Source organism: Arthrobacter sp. Y3225209, from assembly GCF_059090685.1.
The window spans coordinates 13,835-32,987 of sequence record NZ_JBNHFW010000004.1; the positions used below are offsets into that span (position 1 = coordinate 13,835).

Here is a 19,153-nt window from a genome sequence, read left to right on the forward strand (position 1 = left end):
CCCGGCTGCTACTGGTAGGAAATGAACCAGGGTTTGGGTGAGACGTCGGTGTACGTCTGTTCCGGCGTCAGAGTCGGCAGATCTTCGTCGTAGAAGTTCTTCCACCCGGGCCAGATCCCGGGCTGCAGGCCGGTCAGGAGCGTATTCCACGTCTCCAGTTTCTGCCCCGGGGTGCCATGGCCGTCGGCATGCAGGCTGACCGCAAGTTCGTCATGGCTGACGTCAACCTGGTCACGGTTGGTGATCATGGCGGTATTGAACTGGTGCAGCATAAATACCTTTTGCGGAAGGGCATGCTCCCGGGTCAGCTCCGCCAGCCAGCGGGCCGTCGCATTGATCTCCCCGGCGTCCACGGACCCGATCTGCTCCATGTGCCGCTGTCCCGGTGCGAGCCGCCATTCAGCGTCCAGGGCCAGGCCCACGGACGGCCGTTGCAGCAGCTCCGTGTAGGTTTTGGCCTGATCCATGAACGTGCTGCGCCCGGGCTGCAGGTCCAGCACCACATACACACCGGCGGCTTCTGCAGCCTCAATCCACGGGAGCAGATCGGCTGCGGGGGTAACGCGGGAGTAGTTGCCGTCCGGACCGGCCTCGGCACTGGCCACGGTGGCGATAATCTCCAGGGCCGGAATGACCGGCTCAGCGCTATGCGGCTGGTATTGGGCCGCGGCGTCCTTGGCGCGCTGGATGGTTGCCGCAATCCCCTGCTCCCCCAGAACACCCAGGCTGCCCCCGCCGGGATGGCCGTAGAGGGCCACCATGCGCCGCTGGGGGAACACGGTCTGGCCACCGCCGGGGAGCTGGACACCCGTCCGGGCCACCGCTACGCGGTCCGCGAGGAGCTCGGGGGTGCCGAAGGCTTCACCGGCCGCAAAGACGTCCGCGTCAGGACGCCCGTGCAGGAACGCTACCGTGTCGGGGTCGGCCCGCGGGTCTCCGCCAGGCAGGCGGAGAACCGTGGCTCCGGCAGCCCGAGCCGTGGCCTCCGCGGCCGCAGCGAGGGGGCTGCCGTCACTGAGGAACACGGCGTCAGCCTTTTCTGCGGGAGCGGCAAAGTCCGGCAGCGCACCGGCGTCGTCGGTTAGTTCACGGTTCCCCAGTACCGGCTCCCAGCCGGCGTCCGGGGTTCCGTAGGTCAGGACGGACGTGGTTTCCAGCCGGTCGAGTTCAGCCCGCAGGCCGTCCCTGGCTGCGGGATCCTCCCCGGCAGCGTCGTCCACCTGCAGCAGGGGGATACCGAGCCTGGCGGCGTCCTCACCCGCTGCCGCCAGATGGGGCCCGCTACCGGCGGTGACCACGGCGACAGGGGCCGTGCGGAAAAAGGCGGCGCTGGCCGCCCGCGAGGCCGCTGCCGCACCGCCGTCGAAGAACCCGGTCCTGCCGTCCTCCTCTGTCAGCACCACGGCCGGAACCGCAGGGGTGTCCCCCGCCGCTGCGCAGCCACCGAGTGTGAGGCTCAGTGCCAGGGCCGAGCCGATCAGAAGCCGGGAGCGCGGGACAGCGGACAGGACGGGCAGGGACGGGGAAAACGAAGGGATGGCGCAGTGGCTTTCTGTAGTGCGGCGGCTGCGGGCGGGGGAAATCCGGCGGTGTGCCGGATCCGGGTCAGGCCAGCGTGACCAGGTCCAGGTAGTTTTCGTTCCAGTGGTCCTCGTCGCCGTCGGGCAGCAGGACAACCCGCTCCGGGTTCAGCGCGGCAACGGCACCCTCATCGTGGCTGACCATCACTACGGCGCCGGTGTAGTTGCTCAGGGCACCCAGGATTTCCGCGCGGGAGGCAGGGTCGAGGTTGTTGGTCGGTTCATCGAGAAGCAGCACGTTGGCCGAGGAGGCCACAATGGTGGCCAGCGCCAGGCGGGTTTTTTCACCGCCGGAGAGCACCCCGGCCTTCTTCTCAACGTCGTCGCCGCTGAACATAAAGGAACCCAGGACGCTGCGGACCTCGGCATCATCCATGTCCGGCGCCGAAGAGCGCATGTTTTCCAGGACGGTACGCTCGGTGTCCAGGGTTTCGTGTTCCTGGGCGTAGTAGCCCACCTTCAGGCCGTGCCCCGGAATGATCTTTCCGGTGTCGGGCTGGTCCACTCCGGCCAGCATGCGCAGCAGCGTGGTCTTGCCGGCACCGTTCAGGCCCAGGATGACCACCTTCGAACCCCGATCAATGGCCAGGTCCACGTCGGTGAAAATTTCCAGCGAGCCGTAGCTCTTGCTCAGGCCTTCAGCCATCATGGGGGTCTTCCCGCAGGGGGCCGGATCCGGGAAGCGCAGTGCGGCAACCCGGTCCGTGGCGCGCACGGCGTCGAGCCCGCCCATCAGGCGGTCCACGCGCTTGAGCATGCTCTGCGCGGCGGAGGCGCCCGAGGCGCGGGCCTTCATCTTGTTGGCCTGGGCCAGCAGGATGCCGGCCTTCTTCTCCGTGTTGGCGCGCTCACGCTTACGGGCGCGCTCGTCGGTCTCGCGCTGGACCTTGTAGCGCTTCCAATCCATGTTGTAGATGTCGATGGTGGCGCGGTTGGCGTCCAGGCTGAAGACCTTGTTGACGGTGGCTTCGAGCAGTTCCGTGTCGTGGCTGATCACAATCAGGCCGCCGGTGTGGTTCTTCAGGAATTCCCGCAGCCAGGCAATGGAATCAGCGTCAAGGTGGTTGGTGGGCTCATCGAGCAGCATGGTGTCAGCGTCGGAATACAGGATCCGGGCCAGCTCCACGCGGCGGCGCTGGCCGCCGGAGAGGGTGCTCAGCGGCTGGTTCAGCAGCCGGTCCGGCAGCGCCAGGTTGGCGCAGATGGTGGCTGCTTCGGACTCGGCGGCGTACCCGCCGGCGGAAAGGAACTCCGCCTCGAGCCGGTCGTAGCGGTTCATGGCCTTCGAGGAGATCTTCGGGTCATCGCTGGCCATCTCGTCCTGGCACTTCTTCAGCTGCGCGGAAACCTTGTCCAACCCGCGGGCGGAAAGGATCCTGTCGCGGCCCAGCTGCTCCATGTCCGGGGTCCGCGGATCCTGGGGCAGGTAGCCGATCTCGCCGACCCGCTTCACGTGTCCCGCGGCAGGCAGTGCCTCGCCGGCGAGGACCTTGGTGAGCGTGGTCTTCCCGGCGCCGTTACGGCCCACGAGGCCGATCTTGTCTCCCTTGTCCACACGGAAAGAAACCGCTTCCATGAGAAGGCGTGCGCCTGCGCGCAGCTCGAGACCAGATACGGAAATCACTCAGTGGACCTTTCGAAGGTTTTTGGTGTTGCTTGATGACGCTGCGCGGGGCGCGGGCCTCGTACCGGGTGGGAATCCACCGAGGCGGGGAGGGTCACAGGGACCGGTTGGGAAGGCCTTGTTGGCCGGAACAGCCTTCCCAGTCTAGCCGCACGGACCGTTTTGTAGAAAACCTCCAATGGAATCGCGTCTGCGCGCCGCTAATGTTCGAAACGCGGGACGGTTCGGTTCTCTTCCAACTTCGGAAAGTGCAGCGATGAACAACACACGGGCAAATGCGGCGGATCCAACTCCCGCAGCAGGCAGCGGTCCTGCCGCAGCAAAGACCTCCCCCGACGGCGGAGCACAAGCGGCAGCAGGTGCCCATCAGGGCCGGGAGCGCCGCGCTCCGCGACGGTCCTGGACCCCCACCGACCTGTCACTGATAGCCGTCTTCGCTGCACTGACAGCTGTGTTCTCCATTCTTCCCGGCATTCCGCTGGGCGCCGGCGTGCCCCTGACGCTCCAGACGCTGGCCGTTATGCTGACCGGAATGATTCTCGGTCCCGGCCGGGGTGCGGCAGCGGTGGGGCTGTTTCTGCTCGCCGGGCTGGCGGGCCTTCCGGTGTTCAGCGGGTTCCGCGGCGGATTGGGAGTCCTGGCCGCACCGTCAGCCGGATACCTGCTGTCCTTTCCCGTAGCGGCATTTGTTGTGGGCGTCCTGTCCGCGGTGGTGCTGCGCCGGATCAGCCGGGCGCGGTATGTGTGGCTTTTCGCCGCCGCCATAACAACCAGTTTCCTTGTGGTCCACCCGGCCGGGATCACCGGCCTGATGGTGAACGCACACCTGGACTTCAGCGCGGCGCTGGCCGCTGACATGGCCTTCTGGCCCGGCGACGTACTGAAGAACCTGTTGGCTGCAGCCGTGGCGGTCAGCGTTTTCAAGGCCTTCCCCGGGATGGCCCCGGCCGGCCGCCGGACGCGGCGCTGATGCCTCGGATCCTGCTGCAGGACGTCAGCGTTCTGCCGGCATCTCCAGGAACGGATACAGAACCGCCGCCCATTCTGCATCCGTTCTCCCTGGAACTGGCCGGCCCCCGCACAGCGGTGATCGGCGCCAACGGGTCCGGCAAATCGACCCTGCTGAAACTCCTCAACGGTTTGGTCCTGCCGGACACCGGGTCCGTCACCGTGGACGGACTGGACACGGCTCACAAGGGTGCGGCCGTGCGGCGCCGGGTCGGCTTTGTCTTCACGGATCCGCTCTCACAGCTGGTTATGCCGACCGGCAGGGACGACGTCGAGCTGTCACTGCGTGCCTCGGTGCCGGGCCGTGCCGCGAGGCGGCACACAGCAGAAGCCCGGCTGGCTTCGCTGGGCCTGCTGGACCTGGCGGACAGAAGTATCTATGACCTATCCGGCGGTGAGCGCCAGCTGATGGCACTGGCCTCCGTACTCGCGGTGGAGCCGGACATCCTGGTTGCGGATGAGCCCAGCACCCTGCTTGACCTGCGCAACACTGTACGGCTGCGCGGGATCTTTTCCTCGCTCCCGCAACAGGTCATTTACACCACGCACGATCTGGAGTTCGCCGCCGACGCGGACCGCGTCATTGTGATGGAGAACGGTTCGGTGGTGTTCGACGGCGGTCCGCAGGAAGCCATAGCCGCCTACCGGGCGCTGGCCCTCGGAGTGCGGTGAGGCGCCGGGCCGGCCGCGCGGCGGCAACCGACCTCCTTGGCGGCTACACGGAGGGATGTTCCCTGGTCCACTCGGCGCCCCTGTGGACCAAAGCCGCAGTGCTGGTGGCGCTGTCCGTCACGGTGCTGGTGTTCTCCTCCCCCACTGTGCTGGGTGCCGCCGCGGTGCTGGTTGCCCTGCTTTACGCCGCAGCCGGGCTGCTGCGCCGGATCTGGCAGCCGTTGCGGCTGATGTGGCCGCTGCTGGTGCTGCTCGGTGCGTTCCAGATCTGGTCCGCTGGGCCGGTAACCGCGGTGCTGGTGACCGGCAATATCGTGATCTGTGTTGTTGCCGCCCGGCTGCTGACCCTCGCCACCTCTCCCCAGGAGCTGCTGGACGGGCTTGTGTCGCTGGCGTGGCCGCTGCGCTTTGCCGGTGCCGACCCGGAACGGTTTGGACTCACGCTGGCCCTGATGCTGCGCAGCATTCCGTTCCTGCTGGGGTCCGCCAGGGACGTGCGGGAATCCGCAATGGCCCGCGGGCTGGAGCGCAATCCGCGGGCGTTGACGGTGCCGGTGGTCATCCGTTCGGTGGCGTACGCCAGGCAGACCGGAGATGCCCTCGCAGCCAGGGGGCTGGGTGAGGCTTCCGGGGCACGTCATGAGCCTGCCCGGGACCGTGAGCGTCCCGGCGCTCGGGGCTAGCCGGAACCGGACCGTACCACGCTGCCCTGTCAGCCTGCGGGCTGTCCGACGTTGACCTCGGTGAAATCCCGGCAGAGCAGCCACGCCCCGTTCGTGAGCCGCCAAGACTCCAACAGCAGTGCGCGGCCGGTGATCTCGGCGCCGCTGCGGTAGGTCATTTCATAGAAGACAACTGCCTCATCCCGCCCCCGCGGAGTCACGGTGCGGAAATCCGCGTGTACGGTACACCCCTGCATGTCTGCCACGGTGCCGGCAAAGCCTTCCCGGGCGGTGGCGGCATCAAAGGGGGCGGTGGCAGCAGCCTCCTGCCCCAGCCAGCCGTGATATTCCGGGGAAAGGAACTCCTCGATCGGTGCGCTGCGCCCGGTGCTCATGGCCTCATTCCAGGCGTCGATATACCGGTCATGAAAATGCGTGGTCCCGCCGGCCATAGTGTTCCCCATGGCGAGAACGTAGCACCGCCGGAGTGTGCCGTCGCCGCGACACGCAGAAGGGCCGCCGCCGGAGTGGTTCCGGTGGCGGCCCTTCGTGGATGGCGCAGCGAACCTGCTAGATGTTGAAGCCGAGGGCCCGCATCTGGTCGCGTCCGTCGTCGGTGATCTTTTCAGGTCCCCACGGCGGCATCCATACCCAGTTCAGGCGCCACTCGTCGACAACGCCGTCGAGTGCCTGGGCGGTCTGCTCTTCGAGCACGTCCGTCAGCGGGCAGGCCGCCGTCGTCAGCGTCATATCGATGAGCAGGGCGCCGTCGTCGGCGTACTTCAGCCCGTAGAGCAGGCCGAGGTCCACCACGTTCACCCCCAGTTCGGGGTCAATGACGTCCTTGAGGGCCTCTTCGACGTCCTCCAGGGACGTCTGGGCCAGATCGGAGTCGCTCATATGTTGCTCCTTCAGCTGCTCTGTGTCGCGTGTATCAGTTACGCGCCGGCTGCGGCGTTGGCGCCGGTGAAGCGGTCGTAGCCTTCTTCTTCGAGCCGGTCTGCCAGTTCGGGGCCGCCCTGCTCGGCGATGTGGCCGTCAACAAAAACGTGGACGAAGTCAGGCTTGATGTAACGCAGGATACGCGTGTAGTGCGTGATCAGGAGCGTACCCATGCCGCCCTTGGAGTGCTCACGGTTGACACCCTCGGAGACAACCTTCAGCGCGTCCACGTCGAGGCCGGAGTCGGTCTCGTCCAGGATGGCAAACTTCGGGTGGAAGAGCTCGAGCTGCAGGATCTCCACACGCTTCTTCTCACCGCCGGAGAAGCCTTCGTTGACGTTGCGCTGGGCAAAGTCGGCGTCAATGCGCAGGTCGGACATGGCTGCCTTGACGTCCTTGGTCCAGTGACGCAGCGAGGGAGCCTCGCCGTCCAGTGCGGTCTTGGCGGTCCGCAGGAAGTTGGTCATGGTGACGCCGGGGACCTCTACCGGGTACTGCATGGCCAGGAAGAGGCCGGCGCGTGCACGCTCGTCCACGCTCATGGACAGGACGTCTTCACCGTCGAGGGTGATGGAGCCGCTGTCCACGGTGTAGCGCGGGTGGCCCGCAATGGTGGAGGCCAGGGTGGACTTACCGGAGCCGTTGGGGCCCATGATGGCGTGCGTCTCACCGGTGTTGATGGTCAGGCTGACACCCTTCAGGATCGGCTTGCGGCCCTGTTCGGTCTCAATGCTGACGTGAAGATCCTTGATCTCAAGAGTAGACATGCGAGTTGGCTTTCTCCTTTGCACCCTGTGGTGCGTTACTAAGCTTTGGGGATGGAAGGCGGGACATCCGAAGGTGCCGGAAGGATCCGGCACCTTCGGTGAGGTCCTAGTAGGCTCCGGAGGCTTCGAGCTCGCGCTCGACGGCGTCGGTGAGACGCTCTTCCAGGGCCGGAACCTTGATCTGCTGGATGATCTCGGTGAGGAAGCCGCGGACCACCAGACGGCGGGCGGTTTCCTCGGGGATGCCGCGGGCCATCAGGTAGAACAGATGCTCATCGTCGAACCGGCCGGTGGCGCTGGCGTGGCCGGCACCCTCGATCAGTCCGGTTTCGATTTCCAGGTTCGGAACGGAGTCGGCACGGCCGCCGTCGGTCAGCAGCAGGTTGCGGTTGACCTCGTAGGTGTCGGTGCCTTCTGCTTCCTTGCGGATCAGGACGTCGCCAACCCACACGGTGTGCGCGTCGCGGCCCTGCAGGGCGCCCTTGTACATCACGCGGGACTTGCAGTTGGGTACTGCGTGGTCCACGAACAGACGCTGTTCCAGGTGCTGGCCGGCGTCGGCGTAGTACAGGCCGAACATTTCCACGTCACCGCCGGTGGCGGTGAACTTGGACGACGGCGTGATGCGCACCAGGTCGCCGCCGAGGCTGACGACAACATGCTTGAACTTCGCGTCGCGGCCGATCCTGGCGTACTGGGCGGAGGCGTGCACGGCGTCGTCGTCCCAGTCCTGGACCGAGACCACGGTCAGCTCTGCACCGTCCTCAACCACGATCTCCACGTTCTGGGACAGCACGGCCGAACCCTTGTGGTCCAGGACCACAACACCCTTGGAGAACTTCTGCGCGGTGATCACAATGTGCTGCGCGGCGGGATCCTTGCTGACACCGTTGATGGTCAGCGTGACGCTGCCGTCCACCACGGTTTCGGCAGGCAGGGTCACAGCGGTGGCTTCACTGAAGTCCTCCCAGGCAGCCGCAGCCACCCGGTCCTCCGGAATACCGGCCGAGCCGATGCGGGCATCGGTGCGGGCAATGCTCTCCACGAGAACACCGTCCGGAGCCACTACTGCCAGCTCGGGTGCGGAACCGTTCAGGTCCGCAGTGTGCAGGCCGCGCAGGCGCTTAAGCGGGGTGAACCGCCAGTCCTCTTCGCGTCCGTTCAGTTTGCCGAAGTCAGCCCGGTGGTAGGAGGTCATCCGGCCGGCGCGGGAGCTGTCCGGGATGCCCTCTCCGCCGCCGTGGCTGTGGGCCGTGCTGCTGTCGCCGCCGAGGGGCGAGGAATCGTCATTCAGCGGGGAAAGGTTTTCGCCTTCCTCGGTGAAGCCGTCAATGCGGATGCGGTTGGACTCGGAGGAGCCGACCTTCGCCTTGACCTCCTCCACTACGTTGCTGACCTTCTCGGTCACTGTTTCGACGACGTCGTTAAGCTTCGACATTAACCGACGGCTCCTTCCATCTGGAGTTCGATGAGGCGGTTGAGTTCAAGGGCATATTCCATCGGCAGCTCACGGGCGATCGGCTCAATGAAGCCGCGCACGATCATTGCCATTGCCTCGTCCTCGGGAAGGCCGCGGGACATGAGGTAGAACAGCTGCTCCTCGCTGACGCGGGAAACAGTGGCTTCGTGGCCCATGGTGACGTCATCTTCGCGGATGTCCACGTACGGGTACGTGTCCGAGCGGGAGATGGTGTCCACCAGCAGGGCGTCGCAGCGCACGGTGTTGGCCGAGTGCTTGGCGCCTTCACGGACCTGGACCAGGCCGCGGTAGGCAGCACGGCCGCCGCCGCGGGCCACGGACTTGGAGATGATGGAGCTCTTGGTGTTGGGAGCAATGTGGACCATCTTGGATCCGGTGTCCTGGTGCTGGCCCTCGCCGGCGAAGGCGATGGACAGGGTCTCACCCTTGGCGTGCTCGCCGACCAGGTAGACAGCCGGGTACTTCATGGTGACCTTGGAACCGATGTTGCCGTCGATCCACTCCATGGTGGCGCCCTCGTGTGCAATGGCACGCTTGGTGACCAGGTTGTACACGTTGTTGGACCAGTTCTGGATGGTCGTGTAGCGGACGCGGGCGCCCTTCTTCACGATGATCTCGACGACGGCGGAGTGCAGCGAGTCCGAGGTGTAGATCGGCGCGGTGCAGCCCTCGATGTAGTGGACGTAGGAATCTTCGTCCGCAATGATCAGCGTGCGCTCGAACTGACCCATGTTTTCCGTGTTGATGCGGAAGTAGGCCTGCAGCGGGATTTCCACGTGGACGCCCTTGGGGACGTACACGAAGGAGCCGCCGGACCACACGGCGGTGTTCAGCGAGCCGAACTTGTTATCGCCCACCGGGATAACCGTGCCGAAGTACTCCTGGAACATTTCCGGGTGTTCCTTCAGTGCGGTGTCGGTATCCAGGAAGATAACGCCCTGGCGTTCCAGGTCCTCGCGGAGCTGGTGGTAAACAACCTCGGACTCGTACTGGGCGGCAACGCCGGAGACCAGGCGGCCACGCTCCGCTTCGGGGATGCCGAGCTTCTCGTACGTGTTACGGATGTCCTCGGGCAGGTCCTCCCAGGTGTTCGCCTGCTTCTCGGTGGAGCGCACAAAGTACTTGATGTTGTCGAAGTCGATGCCGGAGAGGTCTGCGCCCCAGGTCGGCATGGGCTTGCGGTCGAAGTACTTCAGGCCCTTGAGGCGGAGGTCCAGCATCCACTGCGGCTCGTTCTTCTTCGCGGAGATGTCGCGGACGACTTCCTCGCTCAGGCCGCGGCGGGCGGTTGCACCGGCGACGTCGGAGTCGGCCCAGCCGTACTCATAGTTGCCAATACCCTCTAGCTCAGGGTTTTTCTCCAGGATGTCTGAAATCACAGAATCCGGCACCGTGGCAGGTGCCGATGGCTTCTGGGTTACTTGATCCGTCATCACGGCCTTTCTTGCTGATGAATGGATGTGGTCTGGGTGGTCTCGGCGTGCAGGGGTACCTGCGGCGCAGATCTGGTCCGGCCCACGGGAATGTGGGTCGTACAAACGTGTCCGCCCCTGGACAGCGTGGAAAGTCTGCGGACATCCACGTCCAGAAGGCGGGCGAAAACTTCGGTCTCCTTGTCACAGAAGACGGGGTAGGCCGTGGCCAGGCCCTGGATCGGACAATGGGCCTGGCAGAGCTGGACGCTGAGAAGCGTGCTCTTTTTTGCCGTGGCGCCGATCATCGTGGTGGACGCAACAAAACCGTCCTTGGTCAGCTCCGCAGCCAGCGCCTCGGCCCGGTCCGCCGTTTCCGGCCCGGCGGCGTCGACCACGGGACGGTAACGCTTCTCCATTTCGGCGAACCGGTTCGCGGCGAACGCCTCAATGGCCTGGGGTCCAAGTCCGGCACCGAGCTGGCGCAGTGCCTCCGTGGCAATATCCAGGTAATCGTTGCCCAGGTACGCCTGGCCCTGCGGGCTGAGGACATAGCGCCGTGCCGGCCGTCCGGCTCCGGAGGCCGAGTTGCGGACCAGTTTTACCTGGATCAGCCCCTTGGCGGAAAGTGCGTCAAGGTGGCGGCGCACGGCTGCGGGTGTGAAGCCCAGCCGTTCGCCCAGCTCGGCCGCACTCACCGGGCCGTGTTCCAGAACCGCACCGAGTACCTTGTCCCTGGTGCGTTCCTCCGCTTCGCGGGCAGCGCCTGGCGCGGCCGCCGCCTTGGTTTCAGAGTTGCTCACAGAATACACAACACAAGCATGACCTAATCTGTTCCCCGTTTCCACTAAGGCAAGGCTTCCCATTGCCTGCCTTCCCGTGCCGGAACCACTACTACCTAACGTAGAATATGCAGGTGCCTATCGATGAACCCTGCCTGACCATTAAAGGTCTGATCAAGGACTGTGGCCCGGTTGCTGGTCTCGACGGCAAAATGATCCGCGTACTCGCCGGCGTAGACTTCACAGCCCGCCGCGGTCAGGTCACCGCCCTGCTCGGTGCCAACGGCGCCGGCAAGACCACCACGCTTGAATGCGCCCAGGGCCTGCAATCCATTAACGGCGGTGAAGTGCGGCTGCTGGGGCAGGACCCGTACCGCGCTGACGCCAGGCTCCGCAGCCGTGTCGGCGTGATGCTGCAGGACGGCGGGCTGCCGCCGTCAGCCCGACCCGTGGCCCTGCTGGAGCATGTGGCCCGTATGTACGAGGCGCCCCGGCCGGTGTCCGAGCTGGTGGAACGCCTGGGCATCCGCAGCTTCGCCAATACCGGGATCCGCCGCCTCTCGGGCGGGCAGAAACAGCGCCTGGCCATGGCCGCCGCGCTGATTGGCCGGCCGGAAGTGCTGTTCCTGGATGAACCCAGTGCCGGGCTGGACCCGCAGTCGCGGCAGATTGTCTTTGACCTGATCGCCGAACTGCGTGCGGAGGGACTGGGCATCATTCTCACTACGCACCTGATGGATGACGCGCAGAAGCTTGCGGACTACGTGTACATCATTGACGCCGGGAAAACCGTCGCCTCCGGCACAGTCGCCGAACTGACCTCCGCCACCGGGCACCAGGCCGAACAGCGGCTGCTGACGTTCGACGCCGATCCGGGCCTGGACCTCACCGGTTTGGCTTCAGGGACGCTGCAGCACCTGGACGTGGCCGAAGCGGCCCCCGGGCACTATGCCCTGCGCGGCGCGCTTACCCCGCAGGACCTCGCTGACGTGGCCGCATGGTGGGCCCGGCGCGGGATTCTGCCGGCCTCGGTCCACATGGCCTCCCGCACGCTGGAGGATGTCTTCCTCGACCTTTCCGGAAGGACAATCCGTTGAGTGCTCCCGCTTCGCTGCCCGCGCGCATCCTGAATCAGGGCCGCTACGAAGCAGTCATGATGCTGCGCAACGGGGAGCAGCTGATCCTTGCCGTGGTGCTGCCGCTGCTGGCCATGGTTGCCCTGGTGGTCACTCCCCTGTTGGACGGCTACGGGACCAGCCGGATCAATATGGCCACCCCGGGGATTTTCGCGCTCTGTGCCATGTCCACGGCGTTCACCGGCCAGGGCATCGCCACCGGCTTCGACCGCCGCTACGGGGTGCTGCGGTACCTGTCCACCACTCCCCTTGGCAGGGCCGGGCTGATCGCCGGCAAGGTGATCGCAGTGCTCGCGGTCCTGGTGATCCAGGTTGCGCTCGTCTCCATAGTGGCGCTGCTCTTCGGCTGGCGCCCGGAGCTCAGTGGGCTGGTGCCGGCGGTACTGCAGCTCCTGCTCGGCGCCATTGCCTTTACCGCGCTGGGACTGCTGGTGGCAGGCACTGTCCGGCCCGAGGCCACCCTGGCCATCACCAACCTGCTCTGGATCCTGCTGGCTGCGGCCGGCGGTATCATCATCCCCGTAGGCAACCTGCCCGGCATCGTGCAGCCGTTTGTGGAAGTCCTTCCCTCGGCTGCGCTTGGGGATGCCCTGCGCTCGGCTCTGATCGACTCGCAGTTCAATATTTCCGCCACGCTGATTCTTCTGGCGTGGACAATACTGGGCGGCCTGGGTGCTGTCCGCTGGTTCAAATGGAGTTAGCTACCGTGTCACAGACCTCGGCCGGTGTTCCGGCCCGGCAATCCAACAGCCGACAGCCTGCAACGGGCCGGCTCATCCGTTCACTGGCAGTCGCCTCCCTAGTAGCCAACATCGTCATTGTGGTCACCGGTGGCGCCGTCCGACTGACCGCTTCCGGACTCGGTTGCCCCGAGTGGCCGCTGTGTACCGCTGATTCGCTGGTCACCACCCCGGAAATGGGCGTCCACGGAATCATTGAGTTCGGCAACCGCCTGCTCACGTTTGTCCTGACCGCCATTGCGTTCGCCACCCTTTTCTCCGTGTGGCGCCTGCGGGCCGAACGCCGCGACCTGTGGTGGCTGTCCATCGGCCTGCTGGCAGGCATTCCGGCGCAGGCCGTCATCGGCGGCATTACCGTCCTCACGGGACTGAACCCCTGGGTTGTGGGCCTGCACTTCATTGTGTCCATGCTGCTGATTGTCGCCGCCGTCGTCCTTGTGAACCGGGCCTGGCTCTCGCCGGAAGACCTGGCAGTGCGCCACGCTCCGCTCGCTGGGAGGACTCTTCGCCCGCTGCTGGGCGCCGTGGGCGTGCTTGCGGCCATCACCGTGGTGCTGGGCGTGGTTGTGACTGGCTCCGGCCCCCATGCCGGGGACCACGGAGCGGCCCGCAACGGGCTGAACCCGGACCTGATGACACGCATCCACGTAGTGCCCGTCTACCTGCTGGTCTTCACCCTGGCCGTTGCCCTGTACCTGGTCTTCCGCCGGGTAACCGATGCCCGGCTGCGCAATGCCGTGGTGCTGGTGACCGTTGTTGTCCTGGCACAGGCCGTCATCGGGTACGTCCAGCACTTCCTGCATCTGCCCATCGCCCTGGTGGCGCTGCACATGCTCGGCGCCTGCCTGCTGACGGCCGCTGCGGCGCAGGCTGTGTTCGTCGGCTTCGCCAGGCAGGTCCCCGGTGGCGATACCGTCCCCGCGGCCGCTGCTGCGCCTGTGGACTAACCGCCGCTGCACTGCCCGTTGAAAGGGCCGGCCCCCGCATTGGACTGCGGAGGCCGGCCCTTTTTTGGTGCGCCGGGGTCTGGTGGGCGGCGGTATCTGGCGGGCGGCGGGGCGTTTAGGGGTCTTGGGACGGGCCCGTCCCTATCCTTATCCCCGTCCCGGGCGTTAGGGTGTGCCGAACCGGTGCCGGCTCCGGCTTCAGCCCCAGCCCCAGGCTGCCCCGAACCAGTGCCGGCTCCGGCTTCAGCCTCAGCGTCAGGCCGCCCCGAACCAGTGCCGGCTCCGGCTTCAGCCTCAGCGTCAGGCCGCCCCGAACCAGTGCCACCGAAGCCCGTGCAGCTGATCCTGCGCAATTATCCGTTCGGGATACCCGCAGTGCACCGGATGCTGTCAGGATCTGGTCCGGGCCGCGCCTGCTGCTGTATTGATGCCAGTGTCCGGGTATTTGGCCCTGAGCCGAAGCCGGCAGCCGGCAGCCGAAAAAGCGCGGCGAGCCCCGCACGAAGCAGCCCGGACCACGAAGCCCGAACATGCAAAAGCGGCCGGAGCCCGAAGGCCCCGGCCGCTGCCAGTCTGCTGCTGCGCACGTACAGCGCGCAGAAACCGCTCCTAGACCAGTGCACCGCCAACAAAGGGGTCCACGGCCAGGGCGAGGAAAAGGATGGTGAGGTAACTGATCGACAGGTGGAAGACCTTCATGGCCGACTTGTCGCTGAGGTCTTCACGCTGTGCCCGGGAGTGCAGCTTGTGGGACTCGGCAATAAACCACACACCGGAAAGTACAGCTGCGCCGGTGTAGACCCAGCCGGCGCCGCCCACGGGTACCAGCAGCAGCGAGCAGGCCACGGTGGCGTACGCGTAGAGCACCACCTGGACCGAAACCAGCTGGGCGCCGGCCACGGCACCGAGCATGGGAACGCTGGCGTTGCGGTAGTCCTCCCCGTACTTCATGGACAGCGGCCAGTAGTGCGGCGGGGTCCAGAGGAAGATGATCATAAAGAGGATGATGGCCGGCCATTCGACCTTGCCAGTCACGGCGGCCCAGGCAATAAGGACGGGCATGCAGCCGGCTGCACCGCCCCAGACAATGTTCTGCGTGGTCCGCCGTTTGAGGATCAGCGTGTAGAAGACCACGTACAGCAGGATGGCGCCGAGGCCAAGCAGCCCGGTGAGGGGGTTGGCCCCGAACCACAGCATGGCAATGGAAACAATGCCCAGCACCCAGGCGAAGACCATTGCCTCCCGCGGGGAGACCTCGCCGGTGACGAGCGGACGGTTTTTGGTCCGCTTCATCAACTTGTCCATGTCGCGGTCGATGTAGCAGTTAAAGGCGCCGGCACTTCCTGCCGCCAGCGCACCGCCAACCATCGTGACCAGGATCAGGCCAAGCGAGGGCAATCCCTGCTGGGCAAAGATCATGGTGGGCAGGGTGGTTACGAGCAGGAGCTCGATGACGCGGGGTTTGGTGAGCGCCACGTATGCCCGGACCTTGCGGCCCGCCGTCATCTTCCCCGAGTAGACAGGGGATTCGGCATGCTGGGTAGTCACGAAGCGATCACTGTATCCAATCTGGAACGAAAAAGTCCGTCCTCATCATAGCCTCTATCGGCTGTAGAAATCGAAGTACAGCCCGCCGGGGCGTATATACGCGCGCGGCGCCGCCGCATTTGCGGGTGACAGCAGGCTACCCGCACAGTGTCCGGGCCGGGAGTCAACGCCGCCCAAATCGGCTCCGTTGCCGCGTTCGCAGCGTTGCGGGCCCGTCATCGTGCGGCAATAAGGCAGGCAGGAAGCACCCGCAGAGGATAAGGTTGGAGCGGACCTTTCCTGCAGCCAAATAAGGTATCGCGGCTGCGAAAGCGACCCGCAGTATGAAAAAGGTTTCCGCAGCGTGAAGCTGCGAATAACGGAAGCAGCGAATCCCCCGGTGGGGAATCGATTTCCTTCCAACGTTGGTTGTAGTGGTAAAGGCACCGGTAACACCCGCTGTCCGCGGGGGTTTCCGGGCATGTCCGGCACTGTACGGTGCCGGTTATCTGCACAGAGAGGGGCCCGTAAACGTGCCACATATGGAAGAGCAAGAACTGACCTGGACGGATACGGACCGCAAGGCAGTGGACACCGTCCGCGTCCTGGCCGCCGACGCCGTGGAAAAGGTCGGCAACGGACACCCGGGTACGGCCATGAGCCTGGCCCCGGCCGCGTACCTCCTGTTCCAGAAGGTTATGCGCCACGATCCGAGCGATCCCCACTGGATTGGCCGCGACCGCTTTGTCCTCTCCCCCGGGCACACTTCACTGACCCTTTACATTGAACTCTTCCTCTCCGGCTACGGCCTGGAACTCGAGGACCTGAAGTCCCTGCGCACCTGGGGCTCCAAGACCCCGGGGCACCCCGAGTACCGGCACACCGACGGCGTGGAGATCACCACCGGCCCCCTCGGCCAGGGCCTCGCGTCCTCTGTCGGGTTTGCGTTTGCCCAGCGCCGCCTGCGCGGCCTGCTCGATGCCGACGCCGCCGAGGGCACCAGCCCGTTCGACCACACCATCTGGGTCATTGCCTCCGACGGCGACCTGCAGGAAGGCGTCACGGCTGAGGCCTCCTCGCTGGCCGGCCACCAGGAACTGGGCAACCTCGTGGTGATTTACGACGAGAACCACATCTCCATCGAAGACGACACCGACATTGCCTTCACCGAAGACGTGCTCAAGCGCTACGAAGCCTACGGCTGGCACACCCAGCGGGTGGACTGGACCAGGACCGGCGAATACGTCGAAGACGTCAATGAGCTCTACAACGCACTGATGGCAGCCAAGGCCGAGACGAACCGGCCGTCCATCATCTCCCTGCGCACCATCATCGGCTGGCCTGCACCGAACAAGCAGAACACCGGCAAGATCCACGGCTCTGCCCTGGGTGCCGACGAAGTGGCCGCGCTGAAGGAAACCCTGGGCTTCGACCCGGAGAAGAGCTTCGACGTCGACCCCGAGGTCCTCGAGCACGCACGCCAGGTGGTCAGCCGGGGCGCGAAGGCCCACGAAGAGTGGAACGAAGGATTCCAGGCCTGGCAGGATGCCAACGCCGAGGGTGCTGCCCTGCTGTCCCGCCTGGAGAAGGGTGAACTTCCCGAGGGCTGGGAAGACAGCCTTCCCGTCTTCGAGGCCGGCAAGGACATGTCCACCCGTGCAGCCTCCGGCAAGGTTCTTTCCGCCATCGGCCCGGCACTGCCCGAACTCTGGGGCGGCTCGGCGGACCTCGCCGAATCCAACAACACCACCATCGAAGGCTCTCCCTCCTTCATCCCGGCCGGCAAGCAGACCAACGCCTGGTCCGGTAACCCGTACGGGCGGGTGCTGCACTTCGGCATCCGGGAACACGCTGCCGCGTCGATCGTCAACGGCATCACGATGCACAGCAACACCCGGGCCTTCTCCGGAACGTTCCTGATCTTCAGCGACTACCAGCGTCCGGCCATCCGCCTCGGCGCCCTGATGGGTGTTCCCTCCATCTACGTCTGGACCCATGACTCCATCGGGCTCGGCGAAGACGGACCCACCCACCAGCCGGTGGAGCAGCTGGCTTCCCTGCGCGCCATTCCGGGACTCGACGTCGTCCGTCCCGGAGACGCCAATGAGGTAGCCGTTGCCTGGCGGACCATTTTGGAGAACACCGAGAACCCGGCCGGCATTGTCCTCACCCGGCAGAACATCCCCACCTACGCCCGCGGCGAGGGCGGCGCCACAGCCGAGGCGTTCGCATCGGCCGAAGGCGCGGCACGCGGCGGGTACGTACTGGCTGAGGCCGTCCGCGACGGCGCCGTCGTGACGCCGGACGTGATCCTGATCGGCACCGGCTCCGAGGTGCAGCTGGCGGTGGAGGCCCGCGAGGTCCTGGCAGCTGAGGGCGTGGCGGCACGCGTTGTGTCCATGCCCAGCATCGAGTGGTTCAACAAGCAGGACGAGGCCTACCGGGAATCCGTACTGCCCAAGGACATCCGTGCCCGGGTTTCCGTTGAGGCCGGCATTGCCATGGGCTGGCGCGAGATCATCGGCGACGCCGGCCGCAGCGTGTCCCTGGAGCACTTCGGCGCCTCGGCCGACTACAAGACGCTGTACCGCGAGTTCGGCATCACCTCCGACGCCGTGGCACAGGCTGCCCGCGATTCCCTGACCGCCGCCGGCGGCAGCGGCTCTGCTCCCGACGGCACCCCCGGTGCCGCTTCCGGGGCACAGTCCACCGAGACCGGCGACCAGCAGTAACCCCTTCACAAAGGAGCACCACCATGACTTCCACACCCACTGCCGCGCTTTCCCAAGCCGGTGTGTCCATCTGGCTGGACGATCTTTCCCGCGAACGGATTGTGTCCGGCTCCCTGAAGAAGCTCATCGACGAGAAGAACGTCGTCGGCGTGACCACCAACCCGAGCATTTTCGCTGCGGCCCTGGCCAACGGCGAGTCCTACGCCGCCCAGGTGCAGCAGCTTTCCCGCTCCGGTGCCGACGTCGACAAGTCCGTCTTCGAAATCACCACCGATGACGTCATCCAGGCCTGCGACGTGTTTGCTCCCGTGTACGAGGCAACCCACGGCGTTGACGGACGGGTCTCCATTGAGGTTGATCCGCGGCTGTCCCGGGATACCCAGGGCACCATCAACGAGGCGAAGGAACTCTTCGACAAGGTCGGCCGCGCGAACGTGCTGATCAAGATCCCCGCCACGAAGGAAGGGCTGCCGGCCATTTCCGCCACGCTGGCTGCGGGTATCAGCGTCAACGTGACCCTGATCTTCTCCCTGGAGCGCTACCGCGAGGTCATCAACGCGTTTATGGTCGGCATTGAGCAGGCCAAGGAGAACGGACACGACCTTTCCACCATCCACTCCGTGGCTTCCTTCTTCGTCTCCCGCGTGGACGCCGAGATTGACAAGCGCCTGGACGGCATCGGCACCGACGAAGCCACGGCCCTGAAGGGCAAGGCCGGCCTGGCCAACGCCCGCCTGGCCTACCAGGTCTTCGAGGAACAGTTCGCGACCGAACGCTGGCAGGTGCTGGCTGCAGCCGGTGCCAACGCGCAGCGCCCGCTCTGGGCGTCCACCGGCGTCAAGGACCCGGCCCTGCCGGACACCCTGTACGTCACGGGGCTCGTGGCTCCGGAGACGGTGAACACCATGCCGGAGAAGACCCTGGAAGCCACCGCAGACCACGGCGAGGTTACCGGCAACACCATTGCCGGCACGTACGAAGAGTCCAACGGCGTCCTGGACCGCCTGGACGGGCTGGGCATCTCCTACAACGACGTCGTGGAGCAGCTGGAAACCGAAGGCCTCGATAAATTCGTGGTCAGCTGGGGCGAACTGCTTGAAACCGTTCAGACCGCACTGGATACCGCGAAAGAGGCGTAGGAA

Annotated in this window: 17 protein-coding genes; 8 read left to right on the forward strand and 9 right to left on the reverse strand. The window is 65.7% G+C overall.

Annotated features, from left to right (window positions below; all coding sequences use genetic code 11):
* Positions 1-8: 8 nt before the first annotated feature.
* Both AC5RVB_RS04005 and AC5RVB_RS04010 read right to left on the reverse strand, forming a co-directional pair.
* Positions 9-1,403, reverse strand: a complete 1,395-nt coding sequence (locus AC5RVB_RS04005) for a hypothetical protein (RefSeq protein ID WP_494142031.1) — start codon at positions 1,401-1,403, stop codon at positions 9-11.
* A 202-nt stretch (positions 1,404-1,605) separates the two neighbouring features.
* Positions 1,606-3,204, reverse strand: a complete 1,599-nt coding sequence (locus AC5RVB_RS04010; RefSeq protein ID WP_290245063.1) for an ABC-F family ATP-binding cassette domain-containing protein — start codon at positions 3,202-3,204, stop codon at positions 1,606-1,608.
* Between the two features lie 256 nt (positions 3,205-3,460).
* Here AC5RVB_RS04010 and AC5RVB_RS04015 point away from each other — a divergent pair, with 256 nt between their 5' ends.
* Genes AC5RVB_RS04015 through AC5RVB_RS04025 form a run of 3 tightly spaced genes read left to right on the forward strand, consistent with a single transcriptional unit; the run spans position 3,461 to position 5,567 of the window.
* Entirely contained in the window at positions 3,461-4,174 is a 714-nt protein-coding gene (locus AC5RVB_RS04015) for a biotin transporter BioY (protein ID WP_494142032.1), read from the forward strand.
* Entirely contained in the window at positions 4,174-4,884 is a 711-nt protein-coding gene (locus AC5RVB_RS04020; RefSeq protein WP_494142033.1) for an energy-coupling factor ABC transporter ATP-binding protein, read from the forward strand. Before AC5RVB_RS04015 ends, AC5RVB_RS04020 begins: the two co-directional genes overlap by 1 nt.
* On the forward strand, positions 4,881-5,567 hold the full coding sequence (locus tag AC5RVB_RS04025) for an energy-coupling factor transporter transmembrane component T family protein (protein WP_494142034.1): 687 nt from the start codon (positions 4,881-4,883) through the stop codon (positions 5,565-5,567). The genes AC5RVB_RS04020 and AC5RVB_RS04025 overlap by 4 nt, the downstream gene beginning before the upstream one ends.
* 29 nt (positions 5,568-5,596) lie before the next feature.
* On the opposite strand, the gene AC5RVB_RS04030 is transcribed toward AC5RVB_RS04025, so the two are convergent.
* From AC5RVB_RS04030 to AC5RVB_RS04055, 6 genes are all read right to left on the reverse strand, one after another.
* The gene (locus AC5RVB_RS04030) at positions 5,597-6,010 is read right to left on the reverse strand and encodes a hypothetical protein (RefSeq protein ID WP_494142035.1); all 414 of its coding nucleotides are present in this window, start codon (positions 6,008-6,010) and stop codon (positions 5,597-5,599) included.
* Between the two features lie 106 nt (positions 6,011-6,116).
* Positions 6,117-6,446, reverse strand: coding sequence for a metal-sulfur cluster assembly factor (locus AC5RVB_RS04035; protein WP_227901900.1), 330 nt, complete (start codon positions 6,444-6,446; stop codon positions 6,117-6,119).
* 38 nt (positions 6,447-6,484) lie between these two features.
* On the reverse strand, positions 6,485-7,255 hold the full coding sequence (sufC, locus tag AC5RVB_RS04040; protein WP_227901901.1) for a Fe-S cluster assembly ATPase SufC: 771 nt from the start codon (positions 7,253-7,255) through the stop codon (positions 6,485-6,487).
* 106 nt (positions 7,256-7,361) lie between these two features.
* On the reverse strand, positions 7,362-8,693 hold the full coding sequence (sufD, locus tag AC5RVB_RS04045; protein ID WP_494142036.1) for a Fe-S cluster assembly protein SufD: 1,332 nt from the start codon (positions 8,691-8,693) through the stop codon (positions 7,362-7,364).
* Positions 8,693-10,168 carry a Fe-S cluster assembly protein SufB gene (sufB, locus tag AC5RVB_RS04050; protein ID WP_227901903.1) on the reverse strand — a complete coding sequence of 492 codons (1,476 nt, stop codon included), beginning with the start codon at positions 10,166-10,168 and terminating at the stop codon, positions 8,693-8,695. The genes sufD and sufB overlap by 1 nt, the downstream gene beginning before the upstream one ends.
* Positions 10,168-10,959: a helix-turn-helix transcriptional regulator gene (locus AC5RVB_RS04055; RefSeq protein ID WP_227901904.1), complete on the reverse strand. Its 792-nt coding sequence runs from the start codon at positions 10,957-10,959 to the stop codon at positions 10,168-10,170. The genes sufB and AC5RVB_RS04055 overlap by 1 nt, the downstream gene beginning before the upstream one ends.
* 98 nt (positions 10,960-11,057) lie before the next feature.
* Between AC5RVB_RS04055 and AC5RVB_RS04060 the strand changes: the two genes are divergently transcribed.
* From AC5RVB_RS04060 to AC5RVB_RS04070, 3 genes are read left to right on the forward strand one after another with little or no spacing between them, the layout of a single operon-like run.
* Positions 11,058-12,026, forward strand: coding sequence for an ABC transporter ATP-binding protein (locus tag AC5RVB_RS04060; protein ID WP_227901905.1), 969 nt, complete (start codon positions 11,058-11,060; stop codon positions 12,024-12,026).
* Positions 12,023-12,766 (forward strand): ABC transporter permease, encoded by a 744-nt coding sequence (locus AC5RVB_RS04065; RefSeq protein WP_227927814.1) that lies wholly within the window; start codon positions 12,023-12,025, stop codon positions 12,764-12,766. Before AC5RVB_RS04060 ends, AC5RVB_RS04065 begins: the two co-directional genes overlap by 4 nt.
* Positions 12,757-13,752, forward strand: a complete 996-nt coding sequence (locus AC5RVB_RS04070; RefSeq protein WP_423724590.1) for a COX15/CtaA family protein — start codon at positions 12,757-12,759, stop codon at positions 13,750-13,752. The genes AC5RVB_RS04065 and AC5RVB_RS04070 overlap by 10 nt, the downstream gene beginning before the upstream one ends.
* A gap of 609 nt (positions 13,753-14,361) precedes the next feature.
* Here AC5RVB_RS04070 and AC5RVB_RS04075 read toward each other — a convergent pair.
* The gene (locus AC5RVB_RS04075) at positions 14,362-15,258 is read right to left on the reverse strand and encodes a heme o synthase (protein ID WP_227928078.1); all 897 of its coding nucleotides are present in this window, start codon (positions 15,256-15,258) and stop codon (positions 14,362-14,364) included.
* 563 nt (positions 15,259-15,821) lie between these two features.
* Here AC5RVB_RS04075 and tkt point away from each other — a divergent pair.
* Together tkt and tal are read left to right on the forward strand one after the other, a co-directional pair.
* Complete coding sequence (gene tkt, locus AC5RVB_RS04080) at positions 15,822-18,011, forward strand: transketolase (RefSeq protein ID WP_494142037.1); 2,190 nt, start codon at positions 15,822-15,824, stop codon at positions 18,009-18,011.
* A 23-nt stretch (positions 18,012-18,034) separates the two neighbouring features.
* A complete protein-coding gene (gene tal, locus AC5RVB_RS04085; RefSeq protein ID WP_227901909.1) occupies positions 18,035-19,150 on the forward strand; it encodes a transaldolase in 1,116 nt (371 codons plus the stop codon).
* The last annotated feature ends 3 nt before the right edge of the window (positions 19,151-19,153 follow it).

Excerpts from the sequence above, each read along its gene's own strand:
- AC5RVB_RS04015 (WP_494142032.1), top strand. The coding sequence starts at position 3,461 with ATGAACAACACACGGGCAAATGCGGCGGATCCAACTCCCGCAGCAGGC.
- AC5RVB_RS04020 (WP_494142033.1), top strand. The coding sequence starts at position 4,174 with ATGCCTCGGATCCTGCTGCAGGACGTCAGCGTTCTGCCGGCATCTCCA.
- AC5RVB_RS04030 (WP_494142035.1), bottom strand. The coding sequence starts at position 6,010 with ATGGGGAACACTATGGCCGGCGGGACCACGCATTTTCATGACCGGTAT.
- AC5RVB_RS04035 (WP_227901900.1), bottom strand. The coding sequence starts at position 6,446 with ATGAGCGACTCCGATCTGGCCCAGACGTCCCTGGAGGACGTCGAAGAG.
- sufC (WP_227901901.1), bottom strand. The coding sequence starts at position 7,255 with ATGTCTACTCTTGAGATCAAGGATCTTCACGTCAGCATTGAGACCGAA.
- sufD (WP_494142036.1), bottom strand. The coding sequence starts at position 8,693 with ATGTCGAAGCTTAACGACGTCGTCGAAACAGTGACCGAGAAGGTCAGC.
- sufB (WP_227901903.1), bottom strand. The coding sequence starts at position 10,168 with ATGACGGATCAAGTAACCCAGAAGCCATCGGCACCTGCCACGGTGCCG.
- AC5RVB_RS04060 (WP_227901905.1), top strand. The coding sequence starts at position 11,058 with ATGCAGGTGCCTATCGATGAACCCTGCCTGACCATTAAAGGTCTGATC.
- AC5RVB_RS04070 (WP_423724590.1), top strand. The coding sequence starts at position 12,757 with ATGGAGTTAGCTACCGTGTCACAGACCTCGGCCGGTGTTCCGGCCCGG.
- AC5RVB_RS04075 (WP_227928078.1), bottom strand. The coding sequence starts at position 15,258 with ATGACGGCGGGCCGCAAGGTCCGGGCATACGTGGCGCTCACCAAACCC.
- tkt (WP_494142037.1), top strand. The coding sequence starts at position 15,822 with ATGGAAGAGCAAGAACTGACCTGGACGGATACGGACCGCAAGGCAGTG.
- tal (WP_227901909.1), top strand. The coding sequence starts at position 18,035 with ATGACTTCCACACCCACTGCCGCGCTTTCCCAAGCCGGTGTGTCCATC.